Source organism: Parafrankia sp. EAN1pec, from assembly GCF_000018005.1.
In the GTDB taxonomy this organism is placed as follows: domain Bacteria; phylum Actinomycetota; class Actinomycetes; order Frankiales; family Frankiaceae; genus Parafrankia; species Parafrankia soli.
The window spans coordinates 1,460,141-1,472,567 of the sequence record NC_009921.1; the positions used below are offsets into that span (position 1 = coordinate 1,460,141).

Here is a 12,427-nt window from a genome sequence, read left to right on the forward strand (position 1 = left end):
GAGGACTACCGCGCGTATGCGGTCCAGATAGCTGGCACAACTTCACATCAGGGCGAGCGTTCCTGCGGAACTCGGGCGTCGCGTGCCACCACTGCCACGGCTTTCTGCCCGTGCGTGCTGCTCGCGGCCTGTTTTTCAGGGATCCGTCGATGCATGTGCTCGTCCAGTGCCTGGTCCGGTCCCGCGCCGCTCACGCCTGTCCTGACAGGTGCAGACGGAGGCGGGAGGAGCAACCGTGGGTGCCGCCCTCATCACGCTTCTTGTGCTGCTTCTCCTCGCGGTCATCGGGCTGACACTGGTTCTGCTGCGCCTGGTACGGGCCGGTGGGCTGGGCGTGAGAGCGCGTGCCGACACCGTCACCGAGGTTCGGTCTCCCCGCGACGGCGACTCGTCGCCGGTCGGCCGCCCTGGGGGAGACGCGAGGCCGGCCTCGCCGAGCCCGCCGGATTCCCCGGTATCGCACAGAGACACGGATCCCGTCGTGCCCGCATCGGAGGGCGTTCCGGATCCGGCCGTCGAGGCTCCGGCCACGGCAGGTCCCGCGGGTCCCAGATCGATCAGCCCGGCCTCGGGCGCATCCGGGCCGGAGCGCTCCACCGTGACCGGTTCGGAGCTGGGCGGTTCCGGGCCGGTCGGTTCCGGGCCGGGTGGAGCCGGGCGGGCTGGCACTGAGTTGCCTGGAACCGGGCTGGCTGGAACCGGGCTGGCTGGTGCTGGAGGAGCTGAGTCCGGGCCGACCAGTTCCGAACCGGCCGGCCCGGAGCAGTCCGGCTCGGCACAGATTGGTTCAAAACAGGCCGGTTCCGAACAGACTGGGTCCGAGCGCGGCGGTCCCAGGACTCCCGAGTCGGGGAGGGCCGCATCCGCGGGTTCGGGCCAGGCCGGGTCCGGCGAACAGGCCAGCGCCGACCCAACGCCGGCCGGCACCGCGACCGCGCCGAAGGTACCGACCCTGCCGTCCGCGCCGACGGCGTCCGGCCGATCCGCGGACCTGGGCTCGGCCTCACCGGCTCCGGAGGGCACGGCCTCGGGCACCGACGGCCCCGCGGCCGACATACCCGAGCCCGAAACAAGCGCTCCCGCTGCCGGGACGACAGGCGTCGGGACCGCGGCCGGGACTACTGGTGCCGCGATTGCTGGCGCCGGGACCACTGGTGCCGGTGCGGCCGGTGCCGGGATCGCCGGTGCCGGGTCTGTGGGTGCCGGGGGCGACGGCGCGAGGCGGGAGCCTGCGAGCGCCGGTGCTGATCCCGGGTCGGCCGGCGCCGCCGCGGTCGGGGCCGCCCGGGTCGAGCTCGCGCAGATCTCGTCCATGGTCGCGGACCTTCGCCGGGAGGCGCGTGACGTTGAGGAGGAGGTCGAGCGGATCCGGCGCCGGGCCGAGCAGGACGCCGCGGAGCAGACGGAGCGGGTACGGCGGGAGGCCGAGCAGATCCGCCGGCACGCGGAGGAGGCCGCCGAGGCGATCCGGGAACGGGCGGTCGCGGACGCGGAGCTGCGGGCGTCGAGGGCGGAGGCGGCCGCCCGCGACGCGATCCACGCGGAGCGCGAGCAGATCCGCGCCGAGCTCGACGAGGATCTGCGCACCCAGCGGACCGAGCTGCGCGGCTGGGACAGCCGGCTCACCCAGCGCGAGCAGCGGGTCACCGACCAGGCTGCCAGCGTGGAGGAGCGGCTGCGCCGGCTGGAGACCCGCGAGGCCGAGCTGGCCGTCCGCGAGGCCGGGCTGGACAGCCGTGAGTCCGATCTCGGCGAGCTGGAGGAGGCCCGGCGGCGGGAGCTGGAGCGGGTGGCGGGCCTGACGTCCGCGGAGGCCCGCACCGAGCTGGTCAAGGTGGTCGAGGACCAGGCCAGGCTGGACGCCGCCGTCCGGGTGCGTGACATCGAGGCCCGAGCCGAGGAGGAGGCCGAGGACCGGGCGCGCCGGATCGTCACCCTGGCCATCCAGCGGGTCGCCTCGGACCAGACCGCCGAGTCCGTGGTGTCGGTGCTGCACCTGCCCAGCGACGAGATGAAGGGCCGCATCATCGGGCGCGAGGGTCGCAACATCCGCGCGTTCGAGTCCGTGACCGGCGTCAACGTGCTCATCGACGACACCCCGGAGGCGGTGCTGCTGAGCTGCTTCGATCCCGTGCGCCGGGAGATGGGGCGGATCACGCTGACGGCGCTGGTGTCCGACGGCCGCATCCACCCGCACCGGATCGAGGAGGAGTACGCCCGGGCCGAACGCGAGGTCGCGGCGAAGTGCGTCCGCGCCGGTGAGGACGCCCTGATCGACGTCGGCATCGCCGAGATGCATCCCGAACTGATCAACCTGCTGGGCCGGCTGCGCTACCGCACCAGCTACGGGCAGAACGTGCTCGCGCACCTCGTCGAGAGCGCCCACCTGGCCGGGATCATGGCGGCCGAGCTGCGGCTGCCCCCGGCGATCGCGAAGCGCGGCACGCTCCTGCACGACCTCGGCAAGGCGTTGACGCACGAGGTGGAGGGCTCCCACGCGATCGTGGGTGCGGAGATCGCCCGCCGCTACGGCGAGCACGAGGACGTCGTCCACGCCATCGAGGCGCATCACAACGAGGTCGAGCCGCGCTCCATCGGGGCCGTGCTGACCCAGGCCGCGGACCAGATCTCCGGCGGGCGCCCCGGGGCACGCCGGGACAGCCTCGAGTCCTACGTCAAGCGCCTCGAGCGCATCGAGCAGATCGCCGCCGAGCGCCCCGGGGTCGAGAAGGTCTTCGCCATGCAGGCCGGCCGCGAGGTGCGGGTGATGGTCGTACCCGAGCTGGTCGACGACGTGGCCGCCCACCTGCTCGCCCGGGACGTCGCCAAGCAGATCGAGGACGAGCTCACCTACCCGGGCCAGATCCGGGTCACCGTGGTCCGCGAGACCCGCGCCGTCGGCATGGCCCGCTAGCCGCTGGCGGGCGGGCGTCCTGGGTCAGCTCCTGCCGGCCGCGACGGGGCCGGCGGTGTCGGCGGCGTCCAGCAGGATGGGCGCGGAGCTGCCGAGGCGGCGGGCCTGGCGCCGCTCGAGCCAGCGCGCGGTCAGCGACAGCGAGAAATTCACGATGATGTACATGACGGCCAGGACGGTGTACACGGGCAGGGCGTAGCGGCCGCCCAGGAACTCGACCGCTGACCGGCCCTGCCGCAGCAGCTCGGTGTATCCGATGACGAAGCCCAGCGAGGTGTCCTTCAGCAGCGTGACGAGCTGGCTGACCAGTGTCGGGCTCATCCGGCGCACGGCCTGCGGGAACTGGATCAGGGTGAAGATCTGGGTGCCGCGCAGCCCGAGCGCCGCCGCGGCCTCCGTCTGGCCCTTGTCGATGGACTGGATGCCCGCGCGGAAGATCTCGCTGAGCACCGCCCCGTTGTAGGCGGTCAGGCCGATCACGAGCGCCCAGAACGCCGAGAGGTTGATGCCGAGCTGCGGCAGGCCAAGGTAGGCGAAGAAGATCAGCATCAGCAGCGGCAGGCCGCGCAGCATCTCCACGACCGCCGTGGCCGGGATGCTGACCAGCCTGCGGTTCGACTGGCGCGCGAACGCGAGCGCCGTTCCGACGGCGACGGCAAGCACCATGCCGGTCGCGGCGGCGCGCAGCGTGTCGAGCAGGCCCTCCCACAGCAGCGTCCGCAGGTCGGGTTCGTCGAAGAAGACGCTCCACACCTCGCCGTCGAGCTGGCCCTTGTCCGACAGGCGCAGCACGGCGAGGACGACGAGCGCCGCCAGCGCGGCCACCGCGACCACGCTCGCGATCAGGATGCGACGCCGGCCACGCGGGCCGGGGGGATCCGACAGCACGATGCTCATCGCGGGGTCCTCGTCAGCCGTCGTTCGGTGAGGCCGACCGCCCAGGCCAGGGACAGCGTCAGCACCAGGTAGCAGACGATGCCGGCGAGCAGGACGGCGATGACGTCGCCGGGGTTCGCGGTGGTCAGCCGCTGACTGATCCCGGTCAGCTCCTGGACGCCGAACGCGGCGGCGATGGAGGTGTTGCGGATCAGCGCGCTGCCGACGCTGCCCAGCGGCTGGACCACGTTGCGGAACGCCTGGGGCAACACGACGAGCCGCAGCGTCTGCGAGAAGGTCAGGCCCAGCGCCCGCGCGGCCTCCGCCTGGCCCGCGTCGACGCCGTTCACCCCGGATCGCACGGCCTCGCAGACGAGCGCGGTGTGGTAGATCGTCAACGCCATGACGGCGAACGTGAAGTAGCTGAAGACGATGTCGACCTGCGGGAGTACGAAGACCACGAAGAAGAACACGATGGTGAGTGGCGTGTTACGAACGGTCTCCACGTAGGCCGTCCCCGCCCAGCGCAGCGGCGGAACCGGGCTGACCCGCATGGCCGCGAGGCCGGTGCCGAGGATCAGCGCGGACACGGCCGCGAACAGGCTCAGCCGAAGCGTCTGGACGAATCCCTCGCGGAAAATGTCGAGGTTGTCGAGGACGGCGTCGATGTGAGACCACCCGTAGTCAGCTCGGTGTTCGGAACGTTGCTCCGGGCGCCCGGCCATCCGTGCGGTCGCGGTGGACGGCCGGGACACCCGGCGCCGAGGGTCAGAAAGTACGGAGGTGCAGGAGGATCAGGAGGTGTAGCGGTCCACCGCGGGAGGCGTGGGCATGTCCGGCTCGACCTTGCCGATAGTGTCCTTGTAGGCCGTCTCGTACCGGCCGTCGGTGTAGGCCGCCTCGAGCGTGTCGTTGATGAACGTGCGGAACTCGTCATCGCCCTTGGCGATGCCGATGCCGTAGGGCTCCGTGCTGAACGGCTCGCCGACCAGCTTGAAGGCGCCCGGGTCGGAGTCCATCAGGCCGAGCAGAATCGCGTTGTCGGTCGTGACCGCGTCCACCTGGCCGGCCTTGAGCGCCTCGGCGCACTTGCTGTAGACGTCGAACAGGGTCAGCTCGGCGTCCGGTGCCTGTGTGCGGATGCGCTCAGCCGGGGTGGAGCCGCTCACCGAGCAGACCTTCTTGCCCGCGAGCGTGTCCTTCCCGGTGATGGCGGTCTCGCCGGCCCGCACCATCAGCGTCTGACCGGCCACGTAGTACGGGCCGGCGAAGTCGACGACCTGCTTGCGCTTGTCGTTGATGGTGTAGGTGGCCACCACCAGGTCCACGCGGTGCTGCTCGATGAACGGCTCGCGGTTGGCCGAGACCGTCTCGACGAACTTGACCTTGTCCGCGGGGATCCCCAGCGCGTCGGTGATGATCCTGGCGATCTCGACGTCGAAGCCCTCGGGCTCGCCGCGCAGGTTCTTCAGGCCGAACAGCGGCTGGTCGAACTTCGTGCCAACGGTGATCGTGCCCGCCGACTGGAGCTTGGCCATCGTGCTCCCCGCCGGGAACGTGGTGGCGGTGGCGGCGGCCGGCTCGTCGGAGCTGTCGTCGTCGCCGCAGGCGGACAGCGCGAGCGAGCCGGCCAGTGCCGCGGCGAGCAGCAGGGCCGCGCTGCGCAGCGGCCGCCGCGGGCGGGAGCCCGAGGCCGCGCGGGTGGTGGAGTCGATGGCGTCCGTGGGGGCCGTTCGCCGTTTGCTACGGATGAGCGACATGCGCATGGGCGATCCTTTCCAGAAGTTCGACGTCGGGATTCAGATAGCGCTTTCTGCGGCTGCTGACCGCACCGCCGTAGGGGTGTTCGGTCCCACGATTCCAGTGGATGCGGTCGATGAGGGTCGGCTCCGCGACAGGGCCACCGATCATCCCGGTGTAGCCGGTCGGCGCCCGGTGCAGCTGGTCGGCCCGGCGTAATCCGATCGCGAACCAGCTGGGTCGGCTCCGGGTCACGACAGGTCTCGGTGGCGGGCTCGTTTCCGCTGGATCAATGAGTGAGGACCTTCGCCAGGAAGTCGGCGGCGCGTTCACTTGCCGGGGCGGCGAAAAAGGTCTTCGGTGGGGCCACCTCGAGCAGCCGGCCGTCGGCCATGAACACCACGCGGTCGGCCGCCGAGCGGGCGAAGCCCATCTCGTGCGTCACCACGATCATCGTCATGCCGGACGCGGCCAGCGACCGCATGACGTCCAGGACCTCCTGGATCATCTCCGGGTCGAGCGCCGACGTCGGCTCGTCGAAGAGCATCAGCTTCGGCTCCATCGCCAGCGCCCGGGCGATGGCCGCCCGCTGCTGCTGGCCGCCGGAGAGCTGGCGCGGGAGCCGGTCGGCCTTGTCCGCGATGCCGACGCGTTCCAGCAGCGCCCGGGCTTTCTCCTCGGCCTCGGCGCGCCTGACACCGTTCACCCTGCGCGGGCCGAGCGTGATGTTGTCCAGGATCGTGCGGTGCGCGAACAGGTTGAACGACTGGAACACCATGCCGACCTGGGCGCGCATGCGGGCCAGCTCCCGGCCCTCGTCGGGCAGCGGCCGGCCGTCGAAGGTGATGCGGCCCTCGTCGATGGTCTCCAGGCGGTTGACGCACCGACACAGCGTCGACTTGCCCGAACCGGAGGGGCCGATGACGCACACGACCTCGCCGGCCTCGACCGTCAGGTTGATGTCATTCAGGACACGGTTCTTCCCGAAGGACTTGCTGACGCCTTCCAAGGTCACCAGCGGCATGCCACCCTCCCGGTTCTTGTGGTCGACGGGAGGCGGATGGGCGCGGCGCCAACGGAGACACGCGATCGACCGGAACTGCGGGACGGACGGGCCTGAACGGGTTCCGGCCATCGCATCATGGTCGTGAACATTTTCGAATGCTACGCCCCGATCATCCGCAATGGCGGTGTCCGCTCGGTGGTTTTACCTGTCAGGAACAGGATGTACCACGGGCGCGGCGCACCCGGTGGCGGTCCCGACACGTCCGGCACGTTCCGGGGTGAAGCACACGGGCGTGTGTGGGCACGGCGGGTGCTGGTCGGCCTCATCGGTCCAGTCGGGCGCCGGCCCGGTCGGCCCGCCTGGCCCGGTCGGCCCGCCGGCTCGACTCGTGCCCCCGGGCCCTGCCTGCCGAGCCTGCCGCGAGCGCACGTGCCGCGCCGGTCCCTGCGCTTAACGTGAAGGTCAAGGTTCGAAGGAGTCGATCCCGGCGTGTCGAACGGTGTCCGGGTGCGGGCCGTAGGCTGGGTGGGTGAGCGGCCGTAGCTATCAGGTCCGGACGTTCGGCTGTCAGATGAACGTGCACGACTCCGAACGGCTCGCCGGCCTTCTCGAGTCCGCCGGCTACGTTCCGGCCCCGGAGGGGTCCGACGCCGACGTCGTCGTGTTCAACACCTGCGCTGTCCGTGAGAACGCCGACAACCGGTTGTACGGAAACCTCGGTCATCTGTACCCGGCGAAGAAGAGCAACCCGGCGATGCAGATCGCGGTGGGTGGCTGCCTCGCGCAGAAGGACCGGTCGGTGATCCTGGATCGCGCGCCCTGGGTCGACGTCGTGTTCGGCACCCACAACATCCATCGGCTGCCGGTGCTGCTCGAGCGGGCCCGGCACAACTCCGCCGCCCAGGTGGAGATCGCCGAGGCGCTCGAGGTCTTCCCGAGCAGCCTGCCGGCCCGCCGGGCCAGCCATCACTCGGCGTGGGTCAGCATCAGTGTGGGCTGCGACAACACCTGCACCTTCTGCATCGTGCCGAGCCTGCGCGGCGGTGAGCGCGACCGGCGTCCCGGCGACGTGCTCGCCGAGGTGGAGGCGCTGGTCGCCGAGGGCGCGCTGGAGATAACGCTGCTCGGCCAGAACGTGAACTCCTACGGGCGCTCACTGGGTGACCCGGGCGCGTTCGCGAAGCTGCTGCGCGCGTGCGGGCGGGTCGAGGGGCTGGAGCGGGTCCGTTTCACCTCACCGCATCCGCGTGATTTCACCGACGACGTCATCGAGGCGATGGCGCAGACGCCGAACGTGTGCCCACAGCTGCACATGCCGCTGCAGTCGGGGTCGGACGTGGTGCTGCGCCGGATGCGGCGCAGCTACCGCCGGGAGCGTTTCCTCGGCATCGTCGAGCGGGTCCGCGCGGCCATGCCGGACGCCGCGATCACCACCGACATCATCGTCGGATTCCCGGGTGAGACCGAGGCCGACTTCGCCGACACCCTGGACGTCGTCCGTACCGCGCGTTTCGCCGGGGCGTTCACCTTCAAGTACTCCCCGCGTCCCGGCACGCCCGCGGCCGAGATGGACGGCGCGGTCGATCCCGCGGTGGTCTCCGAGCGCTACGGGCGGCTCGCGAGCCTGCAGGACGAGATGTCGTGGGCGGAGAACCGGGCGCAGGTCGGGCGCCGGGTCGAGATCGTCGTGGCAGAGGGGGAGGGGCGCAAGGACTCCGCCACCGGCCGCCTCTCCGGACGCGCCCGCGACGGCCGCCTCGTCCACCTGCTGGTGACCGGGCCGCATGCGCAGGAGGGGCTCGTCCGGCCGGGTGACGTCGTGGAGACCGTGGTGACCAGGGGCGCGCCGCACCACCTGACGGCGGACGGCCCGCTGCTCACCCACCGCCGGACCCGCGCCGGTGATGCCTGGGCCGCCGGCCGCGCCATCGCCGGCGACACCCCGCGCCCGGACCGCCCCGCGGTCTCTCTGGGGATGCCGCAGCTGCGCCCGAGCGCCCCCGCCGCGCGGTGACCCTGGTCGCCGCGGCTGTCTGCCCGCATCCGCCGCTGCTGGTCCCGCAGGTCGCCGGGGTGGACCCGGTCGAGGTCCGCGACCATGCCGGCGCGGCCGTCGCCCGGCTGTGCGCCCTCGCCCCGGACCACATCGTGGTCGTCGGCGACGATGCCGCGGACGCCCACTACGCCGGGTCGGCCGTCGGCTCGCTGGCCGGGTTCGGGGTCGACCTGAGCTTCTCGCTCGGCGCGTCGGGCACGGGTCCGGCCGTGCTCCCGCTGTCGCTCACCATCGGAGCCTGGCTGCTGCGTGAGGCGGGCTGGGCCGGGCGGTGCTCGGCCCGCGGGGTGCCGGCGGCGACCGGGCCGGCGGCGGCCGCGGCGATCGGCGCCGACCTCGTGGCCACCGCGGAGGCGGACGGGTCCCGGCTCGCCCTGCTGATCATGGGCGACGGGAGCGCCCGGCGGACGGTGAAGGCCCCCGGCAGCCTGGACCCGCGGGCCGCCGCGCACGACGCCTCGGTCTCCGCCGCGCTCGCCACGCTGGACGTCACGGCGCTGCTCGCCCTCGATCCCGCGCTCGCGGCCGACCTACTGGCGCCGGGCCGGGCGTCCTGGCAGGTCCTCGCCGGCGCGCTGCGCCGCGCGACGTCGGGCGACCCGGCCCGCTCCTGGACGAGCCTGGTCCGCTACGACGACGCCCCGTTCGGGGTCGGCTACCTGGTCGTCGGATGGGAGCGCGCGGACGGCACCCGGGTCGACCGGCAGGAGAAGCGGGCCACCGCGCAGAGCGGCCGGTGACCGCGTCCCGTGACGGCGCCGGCCTGACCAACGGTGCCACCCGAGCCGATCAGGCCGGGCCGGTCATCGCGGTCGTCGGCCCGACCGGCGCCGGTAAGAGCGACCTGGCGGTCGAGATCGCCCTCGAGCTCGGTGGGGAGATCGTCAACGCCGACTCGATGCAGCTCTACCGGGGCATGGACATCGGCACGGCGAAGATCCCGATGGTCGAGCGCCGCGGCGTGCCCCACCATCTGCTGGACGTCTGGGAGATCACCCGCGCCGCGGACGTCGCCAGCTACCAGGCCGACGCCCGGCGGGTCGTCAACGGCCTGCTCGCCGCCGGCCGGGTGCCGATCCTGGTCGGCGGATCTGGCCTGTACGTGCGGGCGGTTCTGGACGATTTGTCATTTCCCGGCACCGACCCGGCCGTCCGCGCCCGGCTCGAGCGCGAGCTCGCCGAGGTCGGGCCGGGGCCGCTGCACGAACGGCTGACGGGGCTGGCGCCGACCGCCGCCGCGGCGATCCTGCCCGGCAACGGGCGGCGGATCGTGCGGGCGCTCGAGGTCGTCGAGCTCACCGGCACATTCGAGGCCACTTTGCCCGAATATCGATCGATTTATGACGTCGTTCAGGTCGGCGTGGACCGCCCGGACCTGGACACGCGGATCGCCGACCGGGTGGAGCTGATGTGGCGCGCGGGCTTCGTCGACGAGGTCGCGGCGCTCGCGGAGGCGGGGCTGCGCGACGGGCGGACCGCCTCGCGTGCCCTCGGATACGCGCAGGTCCTGGCCGTCCTCGACGGAGCAATGGACTCCATGGACGCGGCCAAACAGGCCACAACAACGGCCACCAGGCGCTTCGCTCGTCGGCAAAGATCCTGGTTCCGGCGTGATCCGCGGATATCCTGGCTGGAATTTCCGGATGTCGCCGCGGCGCTCGCCGAGGTACGACGTCTGGTGGGTTCGCTCTGATATCGGGTTCGCTCTGACGTGTGGCCGGCCCAGCGCCGCGGGACCTTCGCCCGACCCGTCGGCCCGGGTCCCGGCCCATCCCGGCGTCTGGAGAGTTCGACGTGACCGCGCTCGACCTTGCCCTGGTTCCCGCGCTGTACGCCTCGTTCGACGACGGTTCGCTACGCCTGCACTACCAGCCGGACGTCGACCTTCGTAACGGCTCCGTCCCGGGGATGCAGGCGCGGCCCCGCTGGGCGCACGCCGAGTTCGGGCTGCTCGGCCCGGCGGCCTTCATGCGCGTCGCCGAGGCCGCCGGGCTGGTCGGCCAGGTACACCAGTGGGTGCTGCGGATGGCGGTCACGGAGGCGCGGACCTGGCACCGGATGGCCGTGGGGACCTCCGTCCGCCCGCCGCGGCTGTGGGTGCGCATCGACGGCCGTCATCTCGCCCGCCCGGAGTTCCTCGCCGAGGTGGAGCGGCTGGTGCTGGGGCGGTCGCTGCCGGCGGGCGCCGTCGGCCTGCAGTTCACCGAGGACACGCTGGCGTTCGCGCCGCCCGCGCTGCCCCGCCTGCTGGCGCGGCTGCGGGACCTCGGCGTCGCGGTGGGCGTCGACGCGTTCGGCACGTGGTACGGCTCGTTGTCCACCCTCGACGTGCTCCCGCTGGACCTGGTGCGGATCGACGGGCAGTTCCTGCGGGCGACGATCCGCGACATGGAGGGCGAGGCTGCCTTCGCCTCCCTGGTGGGCGTGGCGCATCGGCGGCGCATGGTCGTCGTCGCCGAGGACGTCGACACCGCGGTGCTGGCGGACCGGGTCGGCAGGCTGGACTGCGACCGGGTGTCCGGGCCGCTCTTCTGCCCGCCGGTACCGGTGGAGGACGCCCGCATGATCGCGCTCGGCCGCGGCCGGCCGGACAGGTGGTACAAGCCGTCCGCTGAGACCCGGGCCGAGACCGGCTTCCGGTCGGCGAGCCAGCCCGGGCCGCGCCACGACCCGGCGGGTCACTCCGGTCACGCGGGTCACCCCGGCCAACCGCGCGTCGCGACCCAGCCGGGCCGGCCCACCGCCCAGCCGACGCGTTCGGGAGGTACCGCGCAGTCAGGAGATACCGCGTATCCGGGTGGTTCGGGGCGAGGGGACCGTTCGCGGGCGGCTGCCGCGGGGTGAGCTCGCCGCGGCCGTACGATCGCGGCGTGCGCTTCGTCAAGGGACACGGAACGGGTAACGACTTCCTCATCCTGCCGGATGCTGACGGCGAGCTCGATCTCAGCCCCGAGCTGGTGCGGGCGCTGTGCCACCGAGGCACCGGCATTGGCGCCGACGGGGTGCTGCGGGTCGTGTTGACCGCGGCCGAGCCCGCCGCCGGCGACAGCGCGGCCGCCCGCTGGTTCATGGACTATCGCAACGCCGACGGGTCGATCGCCGAGATGTGCGGCAACGGGATCCGGGTGTTCGCCCGCTATCTCGTCGACGCGGGTTACGCCGCGCCCGGCCGTCTCGTCATCGCCACCCGGGCCGGCCTGCGGGCGGTCGAGGTGCCTGCGGGCGGCGACGTCACCGTCGAGATGGGACCGCCCGAGCTGGCCGCCGGCCCGGTGCCGGTCACGGTCGCCGGGCGGGAGTTCGCCGCCGTGCCGGTCTCGATGGGGAACCCGCACGCGGTCTGCTTCGCCGACGACCTCGACCCGGCCGGCCTGGCGCGCCTGGACCTGCGCGCGCCGGCCTACCCGGCCGCCGCCTTCCCCGAGGGCGTGAATGTCGAGGTCGTCGTCCCGGCTCCGGACGGGGTCGCCATGCGGGTCTTCGAGCGGGGCGTCGGTGAGACCGCGTCCTGCGGCACCGGCGCGTGTGCCGTCGCTGTGGCCTGGGCGGCCCGCAATGGCGATGGGCCGCCCGCAGAGGTCGAGGTCGACCTCCCCGGCGGGCGGCTGACTGTCGGCTGGCGGGAGTCGACCGTCCTGCTCAGTGGCCCGGCCGTGCTGGTGTCGGACGGTGTCCTTCGTCCCGACTGGCTGCGCGCGGCGGGTGGCTTCGGCCCGGCGGCTCCCGCGGGCGAGCGGCGTCCGAGCGCTGTCGGGGCCGGCTGAGCGCGGCCGAGGCAGGTTGAGCGCGGCCGGGGCAGGCAGGGCGAAGTCCCTCGATCTCCCTCGGGGACCCG

General features: G+C 72.7%; 11 protein-coding genes. 6 read left to right on the forward strand and 5 right to left on the reverse strand.

The annotated features are described in order from the left end of the window. The first annotated feature begins 235 nt into the window (after nt 1-235). Nucleotides 236-2,914 carry a ribonuclease Y gene (gene rny, locus FRANEAN1_RS43055; protein WP_347176994.1) on the forward strand — a complete coding sequence of 893 codons (2,679 nt, stop codon included), beginning with the start codon at nt 236-238 and terminating at the stop codon, nt 2,912-2,914. Between the two features lie 24 nt (nt 2,915-2,938). Here the strand turns inward: rny and FRANEAN1_RS06020 are convergent, their stop codons facing one another. The 5 genes from FRANEAN1_RS06020 to FRANEAN1_RS06040 form a co-directional block, all read right to left on the reverse strand. Continuing rightward, complete coding sequence (locus FRANEAN1_RS06020; protein ID WP_020458851.1) at nt 2,939-3,811, reverse strand: amino acid ABC transporter permease; 873 nt, start codon at nt 3,809-3,811, stop codon at nt 2,939-2,941. Beyond that, nucleotides 3,808-4,515 carry an amino acid ABC transporter permease gene (locus FRANEAN1_RS06025; protein WP_020458852.1) on the reverse strand — a complete coding sequence of 236 codons (708 nt, stop codon included), beginning with the start codon at nt 4,513-4,515 and terminating at the stop codon, nt 3,808-3,810. The genes FRANEAN1_RS06020 and FRANEAN1_RS06025 overlap by 4 nt, the downstream gene beginning before the upstream one ends. Before the next feature lie 69 nt (nt 4,516-4,584). Beyond that, entirely contained in the window at nt 4,585-5,556 is a 972-nt protein-coding gene (locus FRANEAN1_RS06030) for a glutamate ABC transporter substrate-binding protein (protein WP_020458853.1), read from the reverse strand. Next, a complete protein-coding gene (locus FRANEAN1_RS06035) occupies nt 5,534-5,785 on the reverse strand; it encodes a hypothetical protein (RefSeq protein WP_041253736.1) in 252 nt (83 codons plus the stop codon). Before FRANEAN1_RS06035 ends, FRANEAN1_RS06030 begins: the two co-directional genes overlap by 23 nt. Before the next feature lie 34 nt (nt 5,786-5,819). Then, the gene (locus FRANEAN1_RS06040) at nt 5,820-6,554 is read right to left on the reverse strand and encodes an amino acid ABC transporter ATP-binding protein (RefSeq protein WP_020458854.1); all 735 of its coding nucleotides are present in this window, start codon (nt 6,552-6,554) and stop codon (nt 5,820-5,822) included. A gap of 511 nt (nt 6,555-7,065) precedes the next feature. On the opposite strand from FRANEAN1_RS06040, the gene miaB reads away from it, so the two are divergent. From miaB to dapF, 5 genes are all read left to right on the forward strand, one after another. Next, nucleotides 7,066-8,550: a tRNA (N6-isopentenyl adenosine(37)-C2)-methylthiotransferase MiaB gene (gene miaB, locus FRANEAN1_RS06045; RefSeq protein ID WP_020458855.1), complete on the forward strand. Its 1,485-nt coding sequence runs from the start codon at nt 7,066-7,068 to the stop codon at nt 8,548-8,550. Beyond that, nucleotides 8,547-9,332, forward strand: a complete 786-nt coding sequence (locus FRANEAN1_RS06050) for a hypothetical protein (RefSeq protein ID WP_020458856.1) — start codon at nt 8,547-8,549, stop codon at nt 9,330-9,332. Before miaB ends, FRANEAN1_RS06050 begins: the two co-directional genes overlap by 4 nt. Continuing rightward, nucleotides 9,329-10,285 carry a tRNA (adenosine(37)-N6)-dimethylallyltransferase MiaA gene (miaA, locus tag FRANEAN1_RS06055; protein ID WP_020458857.1) on the forward strand — a complete coding sequence of 319 codons (957 nt, stop codon included), beginning with the start codon at nt 9,329-9,331 and terminating at the stop codon, nt 10,283-10,285. Before FRANEAN1_RS06050 ends, miaA begins: the two co-directional genes overlap by 4 nt. 101 nt (nt 10,286-10,386) lie before the next feature. Beyond that, nucleotides 10,387-11,436, forward strand: coding sequence for an EAL domain-containing protein (locus tag FRANEAN1_RS06060; RefSeq protein ID WP_041253737.1), 1,050 nt, complete (start codon nt 10,387-10,389; stop codon nt 11,434-11,436). 26 nt (nt 11,437-11,462) lie between these two features. After that, on the forward strand, nt 11,463-12,356 hold the full coding sequence (gene dapF, locus FRANEAN1_RS06065) for a diaminopimelate epimerase (RefSeq protein WP_041255563.1): 894 nt from the start codon (nt 11,463-11,465) through the stop codon (nt 12,354-12,356). Nucleotides 12,357-12,427: the final 71 nt, after the last annotated feature.

What these genes read in the sequence shown, in the direction of transcription:
- FRANEAN1_RS06020 (WP_020458851.1), bottom strand. Translation starts at nt 3,811, where the DNA reads ATGAGCATCGTGCTGTCGGATCCCCCCGGCCCGCGTGGCCGGCGTCGC.
- FRANEAN1_RS06025 (WP_020458852.1), bottom strand. Translation starts at nt 4,515, where the DNA reads ATGGCCGGGCGCCCGGAGCAACGTTCCGAACACCGAGCTGACTACGGG.
- FRANEAN1_RS06030 (WP_020458853.1), bottom strand. Translation starts at nt 5,556, where the DNA reads ATGCGCATGTCGCTCATCCGTAGCAAACGGCGAACGGCCCCCACGGAC.
- FRANEAN1_RS06040 (WP_020458854.1), bottom strand. Translation starts at nt 6,554, where the DNA reads ATGCCGCTGGTGACCTTGGAAGGCGTCAGCAAGTCCTTCGGGAAGAAC.